This window comes from Herbaspirillum aquaticum (assembly GCF_002213425.1).
GTDB lineage: Bacteria > Pseudomonadota > Gammaproteobacteria > Burkholderiales > Burkholderiaceae_D > Herbaspirillum > Herbaspirillum aquaticum.
Genome location: NZ_NJGV01000021.1, coordinates 40,586 through 61,224, shown reverse-complemented (window position 1 = coordinate 61,224; position 20,639 = coordinate 40,586). Strand labels below are relative to the sequence as shown.

Here is a 20,639-nt window from a genome sequence, read left to right as displayed (position 1 = left end):
GGGCGGCCATCAGCCGCGCGAGATCGGGGGCAGGGGATAGGTGCGGCCGTACTGGTCGACCCAGTCGTAATAGTCGGCGCGGGCACCGGGGAAACCGATCATCTTCCACGAACCCATACCCTTGTTGCCGCCATCGGTGGGATCGCAGAAATAGCCTTCGTGCACGTTCTGCAGCAACAGGTTGAACAGTGCCGCAGGCGGGATGGTGGCCATCTTGATGCTGCCCTGCTCGCCCTTCTCGAACTCGCCCATCATCTTTTCGCGTTGCTGGGTGTTCAGTTCCACGTAGCCATGGCCGTACTGCTGGCGGATGGCCGCATCGAATTCGGCCAGGCCTTTCTTGTACAGTTCGCGCGGCGGATAGGGCAGCTGGTAGCCGAACTCGGGTGGGGCCTCCGGGGTGAAGGGCCCCTGCATGTACCACAGCTGGCCCTGTCCGTAAGGGGTGTTCATCTGTGCATCAATGAAGGCGGGCACGCCCGCCTCCAGCGCACCGGGGCCGGTCTCATCGGCGGGGATGAGGGTATCGGCCAGTGCGCTCAACAGCGCGAATTCATCCTGGTTGAAGAAGACGGGTTTGTAGGGGGCGTTGCCGGCTTGTTCCTGGGCACTGGCCGACAGGCTGCCAGTGGTCACGACCAGCGCGGCAGCGGGAGCGGCGGTCAGGGCGCCGCGCAGGAAACGGCGGCGATTGGCGGAGATGCTTATTTTTTTCATGGCGCGTTTCCTTGAGGGAAATCCGGAGCGTGAGCAAGGTCTTGCCTTGCCCACGGCTGAGCCATGATGCGCCGGATGAAGCCGCGCGGGGATCAGTCATCCTGCGCTTTTGATGTGGGAAATGTCTGACGCGCCCACATCAGCGGCTTGATACGCGTAAGGTATCAAGCCCTGACTGCTGGCTGTGCGGGTTCAGAAGCCCCAGCTCAGCGTGCCCACCAGCTGGTTGCCCTGCTTGACATCAAAGCGGTTGTAGCCGCCGAGGATGGCCTGCAGCGACCAGGTGATGGAAGAGTCGGGGAAGGGCGCAGACAGGCCCAGTGTCAGGTGGCGCAGGCCACCGCTGCTGGGGCCGTTGCCGGCGAAGCAGCCATTGACCACGAAAGCCTGGCCCGCGCCGCAGGCGGCACCGGTGGCGGTGTCGCGGGTGCCGAGGTACTTGCCCTCGCGGCTGTAGGTGTAAGCGCCCAGCGTTCCGGTGAAGGTGATGTCATAGGGCAGCGGCTTGGTGTAGACCAGGGTCCAGTAGGTGTCGCCCTTGTTGCCCCAGACCACATCGTTGAGCAGGGTCTGCGCATTGAAGGACAGTGCGCCCCAGGTCAGCCCGGCCTTGGTTTCCAGCGCGTTGGCGTGGCTGCCGTTGGCGTAGTAGTAGCCGGTCATGCCCAGGGTATAGCCGAGGTCGCCGCTGATGTTGCCGGTGTAGGCGAAGTAGAGATCGTTTTCTACCGAGCGCGGCTTCTGGAATTCGGTGATGCTGCGGTCACTGTAGGAATTGCCCAGCTGCTTGTACGAATAATTGATGGTCGAAGCCCAGTAGCCAAAGCTCCAGCCGCTGCTGTGGACAAAATCGATGCCCCATTGCAGCGCAGCCTGGTCCGATTCCGGCGCGTCGGCACCGGCATTGCCCAGCGGCTGGCCGTTGCCGTAGGTGGTGGTGACACCGCGCAGCACGTAGCGCGAGGCCAGGTCGATGTGTTTGGTGATGGTCCACGGGCCGCCAGGGGCGGCCGCCGGCGCGGCATCATCGGCCAGCGCCGGGGCGCAGGCCAGCAGGGTAGTGAGGGCAGCAGCGCAGGTGCCGAAGGTGCAAAGGCGCGACAGGGAAGTGGCGTAGGTAGTCAAGGTTCTCTCCGTTGGGTGATCTGGAATCAGCGTGGATCAAGGTGAAAGCGAGGCACGAGCAGGCCCCGGCGGGTCCGTTGCCGGACCCGCGCAAGACAGTGGGTGATGCTGTTGTTGTGGTGGCGTTGCGCGCCTGTGCGCGCGGAAAACTTAAAGTTTTCCGTCGGCCGCCATCTTCATGTAGGTCGGGTCGAAGCGCAGCTTGACGTTCTTCTTGTCGCCGATCACCACGTTGCCGTCGAAGGCGACGCCGATGCCATCGGCGCTCTTGACGTTGGGCCCGAGGATGCCGTGGTCAAAGCTGAACTTGGCGATGCGGCCCATGATGGCCGGCAGCTCCTTCTTGGTGGCGAATTCCAGCGCCGCCTTGGGCTGGTAGAACATGGCGGTGGCCGCCAGCTGCGACTGGAAGCCTGCCAGGTCGGTGCCGGAAGCCTTGCCCATGGCGGTCAACGCGCGGGTGGCGCGCTCGTCCTTGGCCGTCATGATGGCCATCATTTCGTACCAGGCACCGGTGAGTGCCTTGCCGAAGGCGGGGTTCTCCTGCAGGGTCTTGGTGTTGACCACCATCAGGTCCATGATCTCGCCGGGCAGCTGCTTGGAGGTATAGACCAGCGACACGTCGGGCGAGGCCGCAATCGAGGACAGCATCGGGTTCCAGGTCACCGTGCTGGTGACGGCAGGCGTCGCGAAGGCGGCGGTGATGTCGGCGTCGCTGGTGTTGACCACCTTGACGTCACGCTCGCGCAGGCCGGCCGTCTCCAGCGCACGCGCCAGCAGGTAGTGCGAGACCGAGAACTCCACCAGCTGCACCGACTGGCCCTTGATGTCGGCCAGCTTCTTGTTCTTCCCCTTGAGCACGATGCCATCGTTGCCGTTGGAATAGTCGCCCACGATCAGGGCGGTGGAGTCCACGCCACCGGCGGCGGGGATGGTGAGCGCATCCATGTTGGTCATGGTGCAGCCGTCGAACTTGCCGGCGGTGTACTGGTTGATCGACTCCACGTAGTCGTTCAACTGCACGGCGCTGATGGTGATGCCGTACTTCTTGCCCCACTTGGCCAGGATGCCTTGTGCCTGGGCTTCGCCCCAGGGCATCCAGCCGGCATAGATGGAAGTACAGACCTTGAAGTCGGTGCGGGGGGCGGCGTGGGCGGACGAGAGCGCGCCTGTGAAGGCGGCCAGGGCGATGGCAGCGCCACCAAGGATTCGGGAAATGTTGTACACGGCGTAGGGTCCTCGAAGGGTTTATTGGAAAAAAGCCCGGGAGCGGCGCGGTCGTTGCGAACGCGTCATCTCCCGGGCTTTTCTCCCGCCGTGTAACCCCTTGCGAGGTCGACTGCTCTCGGACCAGACATCCGCAACAGCGAACCGGAACCCTAGCTGTCCATTGCAAATTGTGCCTACTCAAGACCGGACTCGCCGGCTCCCGCTCGCTTTTCAGCAAGGTTCATGCCAATGCCGTGAGGCGATATCGATGATGCGTGATGCCGGTTTTCGCTATTAATAGCGAACGGTTCCAACGCTCCATTCGCTGCGTCACACGTGAGCGATGCTGGCGCATCGTGCGCGCGCCAAATCGGTGCCCGCTTGCACCATGCTTGCGCTCGGGCGAACCGCGATGTCCGGCGTGATGGGCTGTGAGCCAGTGCAGGAGCGGGTTTGCGCCAGGTGCAGGCAAACCTGCAGGGCTGGTCTGGATCTTGCATGCAAGATTGTCGTTCTCGCAGCAGGCGAGCCAAGACGACTTGGGCCGAAGCAAATGAAGCGCATGCAGCAAGCGCGGCATCGGCAACCATCCCTGGACGGCCAGGCCATGTTTGCAGGAGCACATCATGCCCATGACCCGATCTCACGACACTGCCGTTTTCCCTTTCGCCTTTTCCAGAGAGGCCGCACAGGCCCTGCCGCTGTGTGGCCGCATGCGCACTTCATTGCTGCTCATCGAAATGCTCACGCATGCGCTGCGCTGGCTGCGCCGCGCGCGCTGATGGTATGGAATTTGCTGAATTCACCTGCATGCAGAGCAGCCCGCACCGATGATCTGACGATGCATTGATCATCCGACGGCTGCACAAGACGTTCAAATAGCTGGCTAGGGTTCCGGTCTGCCGCAGGCAGATGACTGGTCCGAGAGCCGGCGACCTCGGTCGAGGTTACACGGCGGGACAAAAGCCCGGGAGAGAGTTGCACCACAGGTGCCGCGCTGCTCCTGCTTTTGTTCAACCCCGACCGGAGTTTCCCGTGATCGCTGTCCGCCACCCCAGGTTCCCTTCCGCCGCCCTTGTACTGCGTCCGTCCCTGCCTCGGTCCTTGCCACAGGGAGGCGCGCCATGCGTTTCCTGAACCGCCACCCTGGCCGCTCCGGGCAGTGGCTGCTGACGCTCCTGCCCTTCCTCATCCTTGCGCTGCTGTACGCCTTCGGCTCGGCCACGCGCCTGGCCGACAACCCCAATGACAAGCTCTTGCCCAGCCTGGCGCAGATGGTCGATGCGGTCCGTCACATGGCCTTCATGGAAGATCCGCGCACCGGCGACTACCTGTTCTGGAGCGATACCCTGGCCAGCCTGCAGCGCGTGCTGCTGGGCCTGGGCATCGCGGCCGTGGCCGGTCTCGTGCTGGGGATCGCCAACGGCATCTTCCCGGTGCTGCGCGCAGGGTTCTCGCCGCTGCTGACCGTGATCTCGATGGTGCCGCCACTGGCGATCCTGCCTATCCTCTTCATCGTCATGGGGCTGGATGAATTGTCCAAGGTGATGTTGATCGTCATTGGTGTCACGCCCTTGCTGGCGCGCGACCTCGAACACACCGGCCGTGCCATCCCCGCCGAACTGCTGATCAAGGCGCAGACGCTGGGGGCCAACAGCTGGACCCTGGTGCTGCGCGTGGCCCTGCCGCAGATGCTGGCGCGCCTGCTGGTCTCGCTGCGCCTGTCGCTGGGGGCTGCGTGGCTGTTCCTCATTTCTGCTGAAGCGATTTCGGCAACCGCCGGCCTGGGCTATCGCATCTTCCTCGTGCGCCGCTACCTGGCCATGGACGTGATCCTGCCCTACGTGGTCTGGATCACGCTGCTGGCGTGGCTGATGGACTGGCTGCTGCGCGCCGTGCACCGCCGCTTCTTCCCCTGGGCTGAAGGAGGCCGCGCATGAGCTACATCGAAATCCGCAACGTGTGGCAGCAATACGGCCAGAACGTGGTCCTGGAGCGCCTCAACCTGCGCGTGGAAGAAGGCCAGTTCTGCACCCTGGTCGGTGCTTCCGGCTGTGGCAAGTCCACTTTCCTGCGCTTGCTGCTCGGGCAGGAGCGTCCCAGCAAGGGCCAGCTGCTGCTGCAGGGCCAGCCCTTCCCGGCCGAGCCCGATGCCACGCGCGGCGTGGTGTTCCAACGTTATTCCGTGTTCCCTCACCTGAACGTGCTGGACAACGTGGCCATCGGGCTGGAGCTGCCGCGCTCGCCCTTGCTGGGTCGCCTCTTCGGCGGTGCCAAGCGGCGCGCCCGCGAAGAGGCGGCACAACTGCTGCATCGCGTGGGCCTGGGTCACGCATTGGACCTGTATCCCAGCAGCCTGTCGGGTGGCATGCAGCAGCGGCTGGCGATCGCCCAGGCGCTCATCGTGCGCCCGCGCGTGCTGCTGCTGGATGAACCCTTCGGTGCGCTCGATCCGGGCATCCGCAAGGAAATGCATGCGCTGCTGCTGGACCTGTGGAAGGACAGCGGACTGACCGTCTTCATGGTCACCCATGATCTCTCCGAAGGCTTCACCCTGGGGACACGGCTGCTGGTGTTCGACAAGGTGCGCGTCGATCCGCAATACCCGCAGGCTTATGGCGCCCACATCACCTACGACATCGCCCTCAACGAGGCCCGTGCCCGCGAACAGGCGGACAAGCTGGCCTCCCTCATCACTACAAAGGAAAGCTGACATGAGCAAGGATCCCCTGGCCCTGCAAGCCAGACTCTATGAAGAACTGCTGCCCGGCGGCGGCCATACTTCCTTCATCCTCAAGCGCGGGCAATCGCTGCGCATCACCGACATCGAAGGCGGCGCCAACGTCAGCATGATGATGTTGAACGCCCAGCAGACCAGCGAACGCCTGAACCTGCCCGACACCCTCAAGGGCCAGCACACCGCGCGCCTGCAGGCCGGCCACTGCCTGTACTCCGACATGGGTCGGGTGCTGGCGGCCATCACCGAAGACACCTGCGGCTGGCATGACAGCTTCGGTGGCGTGCTCAATGCCGAGGAAGTGCGCGAGAAATATGGCCAGGGCCGCTACCAGGAATTGCGCAACGGATTCCATCGCAACGGCGCTGACAACCTGCTGGTGGAAATGGGCAAGTGGAACCTCGACCTGCAGGACCTGTTGATGGTGGTGAACCTGTTCTCGCGCGTGAACGTGGATGCCGAGGGCGTTTTCCATTTCGTGCCGGGCAATTCCAAGGCCGGCGACTTCATCGAGCTGGCCGCACCGATGGATACGCTCATCATCCTGACCGCCCTGCAGCATCCCATGGACCCGCATCCGCAGTACGCGCCGCGTCCGGTCCGGCTGGAGTGGCTGCAGACGCACAGCGACGACAGCACCCATGCCTGCCGCCATTCTCGCCCCGAGAATGAGCGCGCCTTCCACAACACTGAACGCTTCCATCTCTGAGCCAGGGAGACCCACATGCACATCATCGAAAGCCAGCGCGCCCCCGAACAAGCCGTGTTCCGTCACGTGATCCCGGCCGGCGAACCCTATCTCTTCAACCTCGGCGCCGGACAGACCGTGCGCCTGCTGGACCTGGAAGGCAACCAGGCCATCGATACGCTGTTCTACAGCGCCACCAATCCGCGTGAACGCTACGATCCCCAGCGCACCCTGCGCCGCCAGAATCGCGCCTACCTGGGCGCGGGCAGCGTGCTGTATTCCAACCTGGGCCGGGCACTGGCCACCATCGTGGCCGATACCTGCGGCCGCCATGACACCCTTGGCGGGGCCTGCGCGCAGGAGAGCAATACCGTGCGCTATGCGCTGGACAAACGCTACATGCACAGCTGCCGCGACAACTTCCTCTGTGCCTGTCTTCACGATGGCCGCCTCAACAAGCGCGACATCGGCGCCAACATCAACTTCTTCATGAACGTGCCGGTCACCCCGGAAGGCGGTCTCACTTTCGAGGATGGCATCTCGGCCGCCGGCAAGTACGTGGAGCTGCGTGCCGAGCAGGATCTCATCGTGCTGATCTCCAACTGCCCGCAGCTCAACAATCCCTGCAACGGCTGGAACCCGACGGCGGCCGAAGTGCTGGTGTGGGACTGATCCCCCGCACGTGAACGTTCTTAGCCCTGCACCCCTCGCGGACGACCGCGAGCCGGTTTTTCGAATCACGGGACGACCCGGATTTCCAGGCCCATTCCATGTTTGACCATCTGCTCATTGCCAATCGCGGCGTCATTGCCTGCCGCATCCTGCGCACCTTGCGCACGCTGGACGTGACCGGCGTGTGCGTCTATTCCGAAGCCGACCTCGGCAGCCTGCACGTCTTGCAGGCCGACCGCGCCATCTCGCTGGGAGAAGGGCCGGCCGCCCAGACCTATTTGGTCGTCGACAAGATCCTGGCCGCCGCCCGCGACAGCGGGGCCCAGGCCATCCATCCAGGTTATGGATTCCTGTCGGAAAATGCGGCCTTCGCCGAAGCCTGCGAAGCGGCCGGCATCGCCTTCGTCGGCCCGACGCCCGCGCAGTTGCGCATCTTCGGGCTCAAGCACACCGCGCGTGCACTGGCACGTGAACAGGGTGTGCCGATGCTGGAAGGTACGGACCTGCTGGAGAACATCGGCGATGCACTGGCTGCTGCGGCGCGTGTCGGCTATCCGGTGATGTTGAAGAGCACGGCCGGTGGCGGCGGTATCGGCATGCGCGTCTGCCGCAGCGATGCCGAGCTGGGCGATGCCTTCGATTCCGTGCGGCGCCTGGGCCAGAACAATTTCAGTGATGCCGGCGTCTTCATCGAAAAGTACATCGAACGCGCCCGGCATCTGGAAGTGCAGGTATTCGGGGATGGCAGGGGCGAGGTGATCGCATTGGGTGTACGTGACTGCTCCGTGCAACGACGCAACCAGAAGGTGCTGGAGGAAACTCCGGCTCCCAACCTGCCCGAGGGCATGGCCGACGCCCTGTGCGCGGCGGCCATCAAGCTGGCCAAGGCGGTGAATTACCGCAGTGCCGGTACGGTGGAGTTCGTCTATGACAGCCTGGCCGGGCAGTTCTACTTCCTTGAAGTCAATACGCGCCTGCAGGTGGAACATGGCGTGACCGAACAGGTCTGGGGCGTGGACCTGGTGCGCTGGATGATCGAGCTGGCTGCCGGCGACCTGCCGCCGCTGGCGCAACTGGCGGCCAGTTTGCAGCCGCGTGGCCATGCGATCCAGGCGCGTCTCTATGCGGAAGACCCGGGCCGCCAGTTCCAGCCTTGCCCGGGCCTGCTGACCGCCGTCGATTTTCCGGCCGCCGATGGACAGGCGTTGCGCATCGATACCTGGGTCGAGGCCGGATGCGAGATCCCGCCGTATTTCGATCCCATGATCGCCAAGCTCATCAGCTGGCAGCCCACCCGCGAAGCAGCCCGTGTGGCGCTCAATAGCGCGCTGCGCGAGACCGCGCTGTACGGCGTGGAGACCAACCAGCACTACCTGCGCCAGATCCTGGACGATGTCCCCTTCGCCCGCGGGCAGCCATGGACGCGCTGCCTGGAACAGCTGGTCTATCGCGCCGATACCGTGGAAGTGCTGTCGCCCGGCACACAGACCACGGTGCAGGACCATCCCGGCCGCATCGGTTACTGGGCGGTCGGTGTGCCGCCCTCGGGCCCGATGGATGAGCGCGCCCTGCGATTGGGCAATCGTCTGCTGGGCAATGCGGAGGATGCGGCCGGACTGGAAGTGACGATGATGGGTCCGGTATTGCGCTTCAATACCGCTGCCTGCGTGGTGGTGACCGGTGCCGTGATCCCGGTGCTGCTCGATGGCGTGGCCCAGCCCATGGCGACCGTACTGCACATTGCCGCGGGCAGTACCTTGAAGCTGGGCACCATCAGCGGGGCCGGTGCGCGCAGCTACCTGGCCGTGCGCGGTGGCGTGCAGGTCCCGGCCTATCTCGGTAGCCGCAGCACCTTCACGCTGGGCCAGTTCGGTGGCCACGCGGGCCGCGCGCTGGCCAGCGGCGACATCCTGCATCTGCTGCCGCTGGCCAGCGATGAGATGCCCGAGGCCGGCCAGGTCTTGCCGGCTGAGCTGTATCCTGCGCTGGAAACGGTGCGGCAGGTCCGCGTGATCTATGGTCCGCATGGTGCGCCGGAGTATTTCACATCGGCCTACATGGAGACCTTCTTCGCCACCGATTGGGAAGTCCATTTCAATTCCAGCCGTACCGGCGTGCGCCTGATCGGTCCCAAACCGGAATGGGTGCGCGACAGCGGTGGTGAAGCCGGGCTGCATCCTTCCAACATCCATGACAATCCCTACGCCGTGGGGGCCGTCGATTTCACCGGCGACATGCCGGTGATCCTCGGGCCGGATGGCCCCAGCCTGGGCGGCTTCGTCTGCCCGGTCACGGTGATCGAGGCCGATCTCTGGCAGATCGGCCAGCTCAAGGCGGGCGACAAGGTCCGCTTCGTTCCGGTGGAGGTGAGCACGGCACGCCGCATCGCCCTGGCCGCACACGCCGGTATCGCCCGCCTGCAACCGCAGCCGGTGGACTGGTCGCCAGCACCGCTGGCCTCGCCCATCGTGTTGGACCTGGGCCAGGATGAACAGCGCCTGGTGGCGCGCCTCTCGGGCGATGCCAACCTGCTGCTGGAAGTGGGCAGCCCGCAACTGGACCTGGTGCTGCGCTTCCGCGTGCATGCCCTGATCGCGGCGCTGGAAGAACAGGCCTTGCCCGGCGTGATCGACCTGACCCCCGGCATCCGTTCGCTGCAGGTGCATTACCAGCCGGAAGCGCTGCCCTTGCCCAGGCTGCTGGAGACCATCGCCGGATTATGGGACGCCGTCTGTGCCCGCCAAAACCTGACGGTTTCGTCGCGTATCGTGCATTTGCCCTTGTCCTGGGACGATCCGGCCTGCCAGCTCGCCATCGAGAAATACATGACCACGGTGCGCAAGGATGCACCCTGGTGCCCGAGCAATCTGGAATTCATCCGCCGCATCAACGACCTCAAGGACATCGGCGCGGTACGCGAGACGGTCTTCGATGCCAGCTACCTGGTCATGGGACTGGGTGACGTCTATCTGGGCGCACCGGTGGCCACACCGCTGGATCCGCGTCACCGCCTCGTTACCACCAAGTACAACCCGGCACGTACCTGGACTGCAGAGAATTCGGTGGGCATCGGCGGCGCCTACCTGTGCATCTACGGTATGGAAGGGCCGGGTGGCTACCAGTTCGTGGGCCGTACGCTGCAGATGTGGAACCGCTATCGCGAGGTGGCAGCCTTCCGGGGCAAGCCGTGGCTGCTGCGCTTCTTCGACCAGATTCGTTTCTATCCGGTCACGGCCGAGGAATTGCAGACCATCCGCCGCGACTTTCCGCTGGGGCGCTTCGAGGTCGGCATCGAGGAGACGCAGCTGAACCTGGCGGACTACCAGGATTTCCTGCAGCGCGAAGCCGAGGGGATTGCCGCCTTCCGCCAGCACCAGCAGGCCGCCTTCGATGCCGAACGCCAGCGCTGGATTGCCAGCGGCCAGGCCAACTACGAGAGCGAGGAGAGCAGCGCCATCGTGCAAGATCACCAGCCGCTGCAGGCGGGCCAATTGTCCGTGGATGCACCGATTGCCGGCAACCTGTGGCAGGTCAAGGTCAGCCCCGGCCAGCGTGTGGCGCAGGGAGAGCTGCTGATGATCCTGGAGTCGATGAAGATGGAAATCAACATTACCGCGCCTGAGGCGGGCATCGTCGCCGAAGTGCGGGTGCAGCCGGGCAGTCCGGTACGCGCAGGGCAATGCGTGCTGGTCATGGAAAACACGGAAGAGGAGGCCGCATGATCCATTCCTTCGACCTGCGCATCGATGCGCTCACCACGGCCTATCGCGATGGCCGCCTGTCGCCGCGTACCGTGATCGGCCGCCTGCGTGAGAGTGCCATGGCGCTCAATCCGCAATACCGGCTCTACATCCACCTCTTGAGCGAGGAGGAGATCGAGCCCTACCTGCAGGCATTGGAAGGGCAATCCCCGCACAGCCTGCCGTTGTACGGGGTGCCGTTCTCGATCAAGGACAACATCGACCTGGCCGGCATCCCGACCACGGCCGCCTGTCCGGCCTTCAGCTATGTGCCGCGCGAGAGCGCCACGCTGGTGGCGCAGCTGATCGCACTGGGTGCGATCCCCATGGGCAAATGCAATCTGGACCAGTTCGCCACCGGCCTCAACGGTACGCGATCGCCCTATGGCGCTTGCCGCAACAGCGTGCATCTGGATTATCCTTCCGGCGGTTCGTCGTCGGGCTCGTCGCTGGCGGTGGCACTGGGTTTGAGCAGTTTCGCACTGGGGACCGATACCGCCGGCAGTGGCCGTGTTCCTGCCGCCCTGAACAACCTGGTCGGCTTGAAGGCAAGCAAGGGATTGCTCTCCACCGCTGGCGTGGTGCCGGCCTGCCGCACGCTGGATTGCGTGACTTTCTTCACTGCCACGGCGGCCGAGGCCAGCCACCTGCTGGCCCTGTGCACGCAGGCCATGCAGCCCGATGAACGCGATGAATACAGCCGTGCCAACCTGCCACACAACGATGCAGCGGCCTTCCAGCCACCGCGCAAAGGCTTGCGCGTAGGGGTACCGCGCCAGCTGGAATTCCTCGGCTGCAGCGAGAGCCCGGCTTTGTTCGTGGAAGCGCTGGGACAGGTGGAAGCCATCGGCGGCGTGCCGGTCTCCATCGATTTCGGCCCCTTCCTCGAGGCAGCGCGCCTGCTGTATGAAGGTCCGTGGGTGGCCGAGCGCTACAGCACCATCGAGGCGCTGCTGCAGGAACGGCCTGAGGAGGTCCTGCCGGTGATTCGTGACGTATTGCGCAAGGCACCCCAGTTCAGCGCCGTCGACACCTTCCGCGCGCAGTATCGCCTGCAGCAGTTGAAGGCCGAATGCGACCGCATCCTGGCCACGGTCGATTGCGTGGTGACGCCCGCCTTCCCGCGTCCGGTGACGCTGGAGGAACTGCGCGAGCAGCCGGTGCAACGCAATTCGGACCTGGGCTGGTACACCAACTTCATGAACATGCTGGATTACGCCGCCGTGGCCACGCCCATGAATTTCATGAAGAACGGCCTGCCCTGGGGCATCACGGTATTCGGTCCGGCCTTCAGCGACCAGATGCTGCTGGGCGTAGCCGACGCCTTGCAGCGCGCGCACGGGCGGCCGCTGGCCGGGCAGCGTCACATCGAAAGCCGCCTGCTGGCTGCTTGAGCCAGCAGGGGAGGGGGCGCCGGCTCAGGTGTCCGGGAGGATTTCGGTCAACGACAGGATCGCCTGCGCCACTTCGGCGATGCGCCGGTTCTGGTTCATCGCATGCTTGCGCAGCAGGCGATAGGCGGCCTCTTCGTTGAGGCCCTGCTTCATCATCAGCACGCCCTTGGCGCGTTCGATGAGCTTGCGTTCTTCCAGGCTCTCGCGCACGGTGGCCAGTTCCTGGGTCAGGTTCTGCAGGCGCTCGGACTGGCTGCGCAAAATATCGACGATGGAGTGCGTCAGGTGCGGCCCGACGCCCGCGCGCAAGGAGTCCTCCGGCAGCGGCTCGCCATCCAGGCTGGAGAAGGCCGCCAGCGGGTCGCGCGCCTCCTCCTGGCTGAACAGCTGGGCCTGGTCGTCCAGGGCCTTCTGCAATTCGACGATCTTGTCCTGGCACTGCGACTGCACGTATTGCGCCAGGTGGATCTCCACCTGGTGCAGGCCATCCATGCGGGTCGAGCAGCACTGGTACCAGATATCGGCCAGCTCGGGATCCAGCGGCCGCCCGTGGGCGGTCAGCAGCTTGCGGCGCAGCCTTTCCAGGTCGGCCAGGGGCAGGGTGGCCTGCATGGCCGTCCATTCGTTGCGGAAACCTTCGGCAAAGGACTCGAAGCGGCGCAGGGCCTGTTCCTGCATCTCGATCTGGGTTTCGATGGTCTGTTCCTGCTCGCGCGTGATCTTGCCCGTGACAAACGCGGCGGCGCCGGCGGCCCGTTCGCGGCCGGCAAATTCCTTGCCTTGCATGAGGTTGAACAACGCCACCAGCAGCCGTGAAATCTGCGGATCCACCGCCACGTCGGCGGCTTCGAACACCAGTGCCAGCAGGGCGCCCACGACCGTCTTGAAACGCTCGTAGCTCGCCGCCGGCGTGCAGGCCAGTGCGGCTACATCGGCACGCAGCTTGGGCAGTCCGTCCAGTGCGTGCAGGGCGAAGGCGATGCGAGTATAGAGACGGGCGCCGTTGGAGAGGGCGTTGTCGTGTTCGACCGATTCCAGCCAGGTCTCGCATTCGCCTTGTGCGGCCTGGCTGGCCGCCACGCGCTCCTGCCACACCTGGGCATCGCGCTCACCGTGCGAGCCGAGGTAGATGTTGGAGATGCCGCGTTCCTGCTGCAGGCAATGGATCAGCTTGCCGACGGTCAGCACCAGCTGGCAGGTGCGCGCCAGGCGTTGCAGTTCCTCCACTTCGCAGCGGCGGGCGGTGATCAGGTAGTTCAGGACTTGGCTCATGGCGGGCAGGGCAGAGAATCACGGGGGACTGGCCGCATCGCGAGCAAGATTCGTGCGATGCATGGACGCCCCGGATTGTAATGGAATCGCCCTGTCCGGCGCGTTTTCCCTAGCGCGCGATATACCACTCATAGCGGTGATTCCACGCCACGAACAGGTTCATCGTGATGGCACCGACCAGCGAATAGAACACGCGATCCATCGGCAGGAACAGCGCCGCCGTGGCAAACAGCGCCAGGTCGAAACCCATGAGCAGCCAGCCGGCCTTGAAGCCGGTGCGTTCCTGCACGTAGGTGGCCAGGATGCTCATGCCGCCGCAGCTGGCCTGGTGGCGGAACAGGCCGATCAGGCCGATGCCCACGCACAGCCCGGCCAGTACGGCGCCGACGGCGGGATCGAGGTGGCTGTAGCTGATGTAGTTGCCGGCCACGTTGGTCAGGACGGACACCGCCGTGACCGCCGCCAGCGTGCGCCAGGTGAAGGCGGCACCCATGCGCAGGGCGGCCAGCAGGTAGAAGGGCAGGTTGATGATCGTGAAGGCCATGCCGAAGCTGATCCCGGTGGCATAGGTCACCAGGAAGGCCACGCCGGCGATCTGGCCGATGATCAGGCCCAGGCTATGCAGCATGGACATGCCGAAGGCGATCATCACCACCCCGAAGAGCTGGCCCTGGAGATTGTCGATCCAGCTGTGGCGCACCGCTGGCAAGGCCGGGGCACGCGCGGCCGGGGTGGACGCAATGGGGGTGGAAGGCGAGGAATCCGCAGTGGAAGTCGTCATGGCAATACCAATCATCAATCGTGGATAACGAACGCGTCACGTCAATGGCCAGGCCGGCGGGTAAGCCGGATCGGCCATCGGTGTGCGGCTGACTTGTGTCGTCGGCAGCCGCCGCAGGGGCGCATGGTAAAGGATTTGTTGCAGTGCGGCGATAGCCGGATGAAGCGGCGCGGCGTTGCTGCAACACTTCTCATCAAGCAGGAAATGTGCCAGAACCCTGGGCGACAGGGGGGTTGGGCCGTCAAGGTGGCGCGGGATCAGCGCGAGACCTGCGGACCGCCTATTATCCTTAGAGATAACAGCCGCCCGAGACGCTTGTTGGTACTGTGTGCCATCATTCGGCTCATTCCAGAAACAATACAAAGATGCCCACCCCCATGATCCACGTCGTGGACGACGATGAAGGTCTGCGTGCGTCCCTCGTGTCCCTGCTTGAATCCTACGATTGGCCTGTAGCGGCTTACGCCAGCGCCGATGAGTTCCTGCGCGCACGGCGGCCCGAAGGCCCCTGCTGCCTGATCCTCGACATCCAGATGCCCGGTGCCGACGGGCTGGATCTGCAGGCGGAGCTCAAACGCCTGGGCCAGGAGCACTCCATCATTTTCCTCACCGGCCACGGCACCATCCCGCTGACCGTCAAGGCCATGCGCGAAGGGGCGGTGGAATTCCTGACCAAGCCCTTTACCGAAGAACAGCTCATGCGCGCCGTCGAGATGGCCATGCACCGCGAGACGGCGCGCATGAGCGAGCTGCAGGACAGCGCTGCGCTGCAGGCCCTCTACGACAAATTGACCCCGCGCGAAAAGGAAGTGTTCGCCCATGTCGCCACCGGTCGCATGAACAAGGTCATTGCGGGTGTGCTCAATGTCAGCGAGGTCACCATCAAGGTGCATCGCCGGCGCGTGATGGACAAATTCGGCATCCGCACCCTGGCCGACCTGGTGCGCATTGCCTCCCAGCTGGGCATCGAGTTGCCGCAGCGCTAGGGACCTTCTGCGAGATAAACATCGGTCGCGTGTACCGGAACCGGTGCGGCTTGCTTAGAATGTCGGGGCAAGTCATTGCCGCCGTTACCTCTGCTTCGCTACCCGATTTCCGACCCGATCACGCCGATGCCCGATGCCGCCCGCAGCGCCCCTTTCGTCACCTCTCCGGAAACCTGCCGGATCTCATCCTGTGCAGCGCAACTGCTGGACAGCGATGAAGGCATCGACACACTATGGCTGAAGGACCCCGTCGGGGGTGATTCCTGGATCGCCCGTCGCGCTGCGCTGTCGCATGTCCAGGCGCACGCGCGGCTACAACGCGAGATGCGGTTCGGACGCAGGATCGCATCGGCCTGCCCGGACCAGGCCCCGCGAGCGGTGTGGGAGAGCGATGCGCTGATTCTGCTGTTTCCGGCCTCGGGGACGAATCCCTGTCTGCAAGCCGGACTTGCCCCCCTGCCGCTGGCGGACTTCCTGGTCATTGCCATTGCCTGTGCCCGCAAGCTGGGGCAATGGCATGCGGCCGGATTGCTCCATGGGGACCTGCGCACGGAACACATCTATCATGCGGCGACAGGCGAGATGCTATTGGTCGGCGCCAGCGCGGGCGGTGAAGACGGATCGCTCATCGCGTCTTCCCGTGCCCTGCCTTATCAGCCCGCACAGCAGGGCCAGGCCGGTGTCTATCACGACCTGTACGCCTTGGGTCAGGTGTTTTTCCGCCTGCTGGCCGCTGCCGCGCCGTGGCCGGAGGAGCAGGTCAGCGACTGGCAGTACGTTCACAGCGCCATCGAGCCGCGCCCGCTGTCATCGCTGCGCAGCGATGTTCCGGCACCGCTGGAGCAGCTGGTCGCACGTTTGCTGGCCAAGACGGCTGCTGCCTGCTATTCCTCCGTGACGGCCCTGCTGACGGATTTGCTGCGTTGCCAGCGCGAATACCTGGACAGCGGCTTCATCAGCCCCTTCGAGCTCGACGCCGCCGCTACCTTGGCCGCGCACTTCCGGTCAGAGCGCCTGCATGGCCGCGAACCGGAGCTGGACAAGTTGCAGCAGGCACTGGACCGGGTATGCGAGACGGGGGGCACGGAAGTTGTGATGATCGGCGGGCGCGGCGGCATCGGCAAATCGGCGCTGGCCCGCTGGCTGCTCAAGCGCGCGCACGAGTGCGGCGCCGCCGTCGGTGCCGGAAAATGCGATCAGCTCGGCAGCGCCATTCCCTATGCGGTGATCGCGCAGGCCGTGCACATGCTGGTGGTCGACGCACTTGGCCAGCAGCAGTCCGCAGTGGACGACCTGGCGGCGCGCTGGCAGGGCCTGGTCAGCGGCAATGCCGGCCTGGTCACCGGGCTGGTGCCGCAGGCGCGCCACCTGCTGGGTTCGTCTTCTCCGGCCTTGGGCATCCTCACCCCACAGGGCCGGATCCGTACCGAGCGCGCCCTGGTGCGCAGCGTCGAGGCCTTCGCCCGAAGCGGCCAGCCCGTGGTGGTGTTGCTGGATGATCTGCATTGGGCCGATGAGGCCACGCTGTCCTTCCTCGATGAGTTCTTCGCCGATCCGCCTGCCAACGTCTTGCTGGTCGGCGCCTACCGCGACCATGAAGGAAGTTTCTCGCAGCGCTGCCAGCAGGCCCTGCATGCCCGGCGCCATAGCCGCTTGCGCCTGCTCGAACTGACGGTGGAACCGTTGTCGGCCAGCGCCTTCGGCGATATTGTCAACGACGCCCTGACGCAGTCCGGTGAGCAACTGGGCAGCCTGGTACAGGTGCTGCATGAAAAATCGGGCGGCAATCCTTATTTCGCCCGCCAGTTGCTCCAAAGCTGGATCGACGATGGCGCGCTGGAGCTGGTCGGTGGCGGCGAAGGCTGGCGATGGTTGGAAGAGAAGGGCCTGCTGGCGGGCCATGCCGAGCATGTGGTGGACCTGATGATCCAGCGCATCAGCCGCCTGCCCGGTCCTGCGCGCCTGGTACTTCAGCAATTCGGCTGCATCGGTATCCGCAGCGAGATGGTCTTGCTGGAACGCGCCTGCGGCCTGGAGGCTGCCGTATTCCTGGCAGCCATCGACCAGCTTTGCAGCAGCGGCATGATCGCACGCCACGGTGCGGCCTGCGTATTCCAGCATGACCGTGTGCTGGAGGCAGCTTATGCGCTGACCCCGCCCGAGGAAAAATCCGCAGCGCATGCGCGCGTGGCGCGCAGCATGCTCGCTTGCTGGGATGATGACGGGCAAGCACATGCCTACGAGATCGGCAACCAGATCGAGAAGATCGCCTTGGACGATCTGCTGGCCATCGAAAGGCCCGCCTTCGCCCGCATCCTGTTGCTGGCGGCGCGCCTGGCCCAGCAGGCCTCAGCGGTGGAGCGCGCGGCCGACTACGTACGCGCCGCACAGGCAATGATGGACCAGACCTGGTGGCAGGATCACCATGCGCTGGCCTACGAGGCCGCGCTCATCGAATGCGAGCTGCTGGTGGCCAAGGTATCCCTGGCACAGGCTGCCGAGCGCATCCAGGCGATGTTGCCGCGCGCCGTGTCCCCGATTGCGCGCGCGTCGGCGTATCGGCTTGAGGCGGTGCTGCACACCCTGCGCTCCGATTATGGACAGGCCATCGAGGCTTCGCTGACCGGATTGCGCATCCTCGGTATCGTGCTCCAGCGCGATCCTGACCGTCACCAGGTCCGGCAGGCCTATGAGGATGCCATGCAGGCATTGGGAGGTCGTCCGATTGCCTCGCTGGCTGACTTGCCGCTGTGCCAGGATGAGGAGGTCTGCGCAGCCATGTCCTTGCTGTCGACCTTGATGTCTTCGGTGTTCTTTGCCGATGACCTCAGCTTCACCCACCTGGCCAAGCTGGTGGAACTGAGCTTGCGCCATGGTGTGACCGTCGATTCGCCCTATGGATTGGCCTGGTTCGGCGTCTTCAGCGCGCACCACTACGGCCTGTTCGAAGACGGTCATGCCTTCGGGCTGGCGGCCCTGGCCCTGGTGGATCAGCATGGTTACGAATCCGGCCGCATCGCTACCCTGGTGGCTCTGGATCAGATCGCGGCCTGGACCCAGCCGCTGGAAGTGGCGCTGGAATACGCCCAGCAGGCGCGGCAGCGCGGCATCTCCTGCGGTGATATCGGCATGGCCTGCTATGCCTGCAACCACATCGTTTCCGACATGCTGGCCATGGGCGAAGCCTTGCCGCTGGTGGACGAAGCTGCCGAGCAGGGACTGGCGCTGACGCGTTCCATCGGCTATCTCGATATCGAATTGCTGATCCTGTCGCAGCAGGAATTTGCCGTGCAACTGATGAAGGGGCCGCCGCCGGCTGAGCCGCAAGATGCACAGGCATGGCTGGCCCGCTGCGAAGATCGCGCCGCGCGTGCCGGCTCACTGGCCACGCGTTTCTGGATCTGGCTGTATGCCGGCATGCTGGCCGGTTACCGGCAGCAATGGGCGCTGGCGCATACGCTGCTGGAACGTTCGCTCACCTTCATCCGGGCCATTCCTGCACACATCAATATTGCGGACTGTCATCTCTTCCACGCCCTGGCAGTGGCGCGCAGTCACGCATCCGGTGCCCAGGCGCAACAGGCGGTCATGACGCTGCTGCGCACGCAATGCGAGCGTTTCGCGGTGTGGGCCGGCACCAATCGGCATACCTTCCACAACAAGCTCCTGTTGCTGCAGGGAGAGCTGGCGCGCCTGGAGGGACAGCCCCTGCAGGCGCTGATGCATTTCGAGCAGTCTGCGCGCACCGCCCATGCGGCAGGTTTCCCGCACGAGCAGGCGCTGGCGCACGAACTGGCGGCCGAGCTGTGTCGCCGCCAGTCGCTGGACGTCGCCGCGGTCCAGCACGAACGCCTGGCCCGTGCCGCCTACCAGCGCTGGGGCGCCGCCAGCAAGGCCGCTGCCATCCGTGCTCAGGAGGTGGTAGCCGACGAGGCGTGGCTGCAAGGCGATACCGGCGCGCAGGCGCAAGCACAGCCGGGCACTGCCTGGCAGCTGGAGTTGCGCGCGGCCCAGGCGCTCTCGCGTGAATCCGTCAGGGAAAAGCTGGTGGAGACCATGATGGGCGAGTTCCTGCAACATGCTGCTGCCCAATATGGCGTGCTGGTGCGCATGACCCAGGCCGGGCCGATGATCGAGGCCTCCTCGCGACTGGTTGAGCAGCGCATCCAGACTTCGGTGGCCCTGGTGGAGCCCACCCAGGGCGTGATTCCCTTGCCCTTGCTGAACCGGGTGATCCGTACCCGGCAGGCGGTCAGCCTGCATGATGCCCAGTCTGATGCGGTTTCCATGCGCCTGCAGCGGGAGGACGCGGCTGCCTTGCGTTCGGTGCTGTGCCTGCCGCTGCTGCGCGGGGGCGAACTGCTGGGGGTGCTTTATCTCGAAAACAACCTGGCGCCCGGCGTATTTCATGCCGCGCGCCTTACGCGCCTGGAATTGATGGCACCGCAGATGGCGGTCGCCCTGGAATCGGCCCGGCTCTATGAGCAACTCATTGCCGAGAGCGATGCCCGTGGCGCAGCCGAACGCAGCCTGCATGCGGCCCGTACCGAACTGGTCGAGAATGCGCACCTGACCGTGCTGGCCAACCTGGCGGCGTCCATCGCCCATGAGATCAACCAGCCATTGGGTGCCATCGTGACCTCGGCCGAAGCCACGCTGCGGTGGCTCAACCGTGCCACACCCGATATCGAGCGCGCGCAGGATGGCTTGCAGCGGGTGCGCAAGGAGGGGCTGCGCGCGGCCGGGATCATTCGCGCCTTGCGTGGCCTGGCGCGGCAAGCGCCGGCAGAGCTGGACACCATCGACATGACCGAGCTGGTCTCGGAAGTGGCCGGTTTGCTGGCGGAGGACATCAGCGCCCGCGAGATCGATATCACGCTGGCATTGGAGCCGCGCCTGGCGGTCGAGGGAGACAAGGTGCAATTGCAGCAGGTGATCCTGAATTTGCTCAAGAATGCCAGCGAAGCCATGAGCGAACAGCCGCCCGGCCATCCGCGCAAGCTGGAGATCAGCACCCATGGGACCGGGCAGCAGGTGCAACTGCAGATTGCCGACAGTGGCCCAGGGCTCGGCGGCGAGCAGGCGGAAAGGATCTTCGAACCTTTCTACACCACCAAGGAGAGCGGACTGGGCATGGGCCTGGCGATCTGCCGCAGCATCAGCGAGGCGCATGGCGGAAGTCTTGCTGCGGGAAATCGTCCTGGCGGCGGGGCGTTGTTCGTGATGGCCCTGCCGTTGGCGCGTTCCCGCCCACCGGTATAGGCCAGCAGGGCCATGTGCGGCAAGTTATACCTAAGGTGAATGGCGAGTGCGGGCGA

14 protein-coding genes and 2 riboswitches are annotated in these 20,639 nt (G+C 64.9%); of the genes, 9 read left to right on the top strand and 5 right to left on the bottom strand.

All coding sequences use genetic code 11. From position 1 onward, the window contains the following. Positions 1 to 9: 9 nt before the first annotated feature. The 3 genes from CEJ45_RS18850 to CEJ45_RS18840 all read right to left on the bottom strand — a co-directional run bounded on the left by CEJ45_RS18850 (position 10) and on the right by CEJ45_RS18840 (position 3,069). Positions 10 to 717 (bottom strand): gluconate 2-dehydrogenase subunit 3 family protein, encoded by a 708-nt coding sequence (locus tag CEJ45_RS18850; protein WP_088756569.1) that lies wholly within the window; start codon positions 715 to 717, stop codon positions 10 to 12. Positions 718 to 909: 192 nt separating this feature from the next. Further along, positions 910 to 1,842, bottom strand: a complete 933-nt coding sequence (locus CEJ45_RS18845; RefSeq protein ID WP_088756568.1) for a TorF family putative porin — start codon at positions 1,840 to 1,842, stop codon at positions 910 to 912. A 150-nt stretch (positions 1,843 to 1,992) separates the two neighbouring features. Continuing rightward, positions 1,993 to 3,069 carry a putative urea ABC transporter substrate-binding protein gene (locus CEJ45_RS18840; RefSeq protein ID WP_088756567.1) on the bottom strand — a complete coding sequence of 359 codons (1,077 nt, stop codon included), beginning with the start codon at positions 3,067 to 3,069 and terminating at the stop codon, positions 1,993 to 1,995. A 67-nt stretch (positions 3,070 to 3,136) separates the two neighbouring features. Beyond that, a riboswitch (guanidine-I (ykkC/yxkD leader) is annotated at positions 3,137 to 3,236 on the bottom strand. Positions 3,237 to 3,677: 441 nt separating this feature from the next. On the opposite strand from CEJ45_RS18840, the gene CEJ45_RS24965 reads away from it, so the two are divergent. The 7 genes from CEJ45_RS24965 (at position 3,678) to atzF (ending at position 12,282) form a co-directional block, all read left to right on the top strand. Continuing rightward, complete coding sequence (locus CEJ45_RS24965; RefSeq protein WP_167386316.1) at positions 3,678 to 3,833, top strand: hypothetical protein; 156 nt, start codon at positions 3,678 to 3,680, stop codon at positions 3,831 to 3,833. Positions 3,834 to 3,926: 93 nt separating this feature from the next. Further along, positions 3,927 to 4,027: riboswitch (guanidine-I (ykkC/yxkD leader) on the top strand. Between the two features lie 148 nt (positions 4,028 to 4,175). Further along, complete coding sequence (locus CEJ45_RS18835) at positions 4,176 to 4,991, top strand: ABC transporter permease (RefSeq protein ID WP_088756566.1); 816 nt, start codon at positions 4,176 to 4,178, stop codon at positions 4,989 to 4,991. Beyond that, on the top strand, positions 4,988 to 5,764 hold the full coding sequence (locus CEJ45_RS18830) for an ABC transporter ATP-binding protein (RefSeq protein WP_088756565.1): 777 nt from the start codon (positions 4,988 to 4,990) through the stop codon (positions 5,762 to 5,764). The genes CEJ45_RS18835 and CEJ45_RS18830 overlap by 4 nt, the downstream gene beginning before the upstream one ends. Position 5,765: 1 nt before the next feature. Next, positions 5,766 to 6,497 (top strand): urea amidolyase associated protein UAAP1, encoded by a 732-nt coding sequence (locus CEJ45_RS18825; protein ID WP_088756564.1) that lies wholly within the window; start codon positions 5,766 to 5,768, stop codon positions 6,495 to 6,497. A gap of 15 nt (positions 6,498 to 6,512) precedes the next feature. Next, positions 6,513 to 7,148, top strand: coding sequence for an urea amidolyase associated protein UAAP2 (locus tag CEJ45_RS18820; RefSeq protein ID WP_039783239.1), 636 nt, complete (start codon positions 6,513 to 6,515; stop codon positions 7,146 to 7,148). A gap of 98 nt (positions 7,149 to 7,246) precedes the next feature. Beyond that, complete coding sequence (uca, locus tag CEJ45_RS18815) at positions 7,247 to 10,870, top strand: urea carboxylase (RefSeq protein ID WP_088756563.1); 3,624 nt, start codon at positions 7,247 to 7,249, stop codon at positions 10,868 to 10,870. Beyond that, a complete protein-coding gene (gene atzF, locus CEJ45_RS18810) occupies positions 10,867 to 12,282 on the top strand; it encodes an allophanate hydrolase (RefSeq protein WP_088756562.1) in 1,416 nt (471 codons plus the stop codon). The genes uca and atzF overlap by 4 nt, the downstream gene beginning before the upstream one ends. Positions 12,283 to 12,306: 24 nt before the next feature. Here atzF and CEJ45_RS18805 read toward each other — a convergent pair whose 3' ends face one another. Both CEJ45_RS18805 and CEJ45_RS18800 read right to left on the bottom strand, forming a co-directional pair. Further along, a complete protein-coding gene (locus CEJ45_RS18805; protein ID WP_088756561.1) occupies positions 12,307 to 13,554 on the bottom strand; it encodes a nitrate regulatory protein in 1,248 nt (415 codons plus the stop codon). Between the two features lie 109 nt (positions 13,555 to 13,663). Next, on the bottom strand, positions 13,664 to 14,335 hold the full coding sequence (locus CEJ45_RS18800) for a YitT family protein (RefSeq protein WP_241517380.1): 672 nt from the start codon (positions 14,333 to 14,335) through the stop codon (positions 13,664 to 13,666). A gap of 365 nt (positions 14,336 to 14,700) precedes the next feature. On the opposite strand from CEJ45_RS18800, the gene CEJ45_RS18795 reads away from it, so the two are divergent. Both CEJ45_RS18795 and CEJ45_RS18790 read left to right on the top strand, forming a co-directional pair. Next, positions 14,701 to 15,321 (top strand): response regulator transcription factor, encoded by a 621-nt coding sequence (locus CEJ45_RS18795; RefSeq protein WP_088756559.1) that lies wholly within the window; start codon positions 14,701 to 14,703, stop codon positions 15,319 to 15,321. Positions 15,322 to 15,447: 126 nt separating this feature from the next. After that, complete coding sequence (locus CEJ45_RS18790; RefSeq protein ID WP_088756558.1) at positions 15,448 to 20,583, top strand: trifunctional serine/threonine-protein kinase/ATP-binding protein/sensor histidine kinase; 5,136 nt, start codon at positions 15,448 to 15,450, stop codon at positions 20,581 to 20,583. The last annotated feature ends 56 nt before the right edge of the window (positions 20,584 to 20,639 follow it).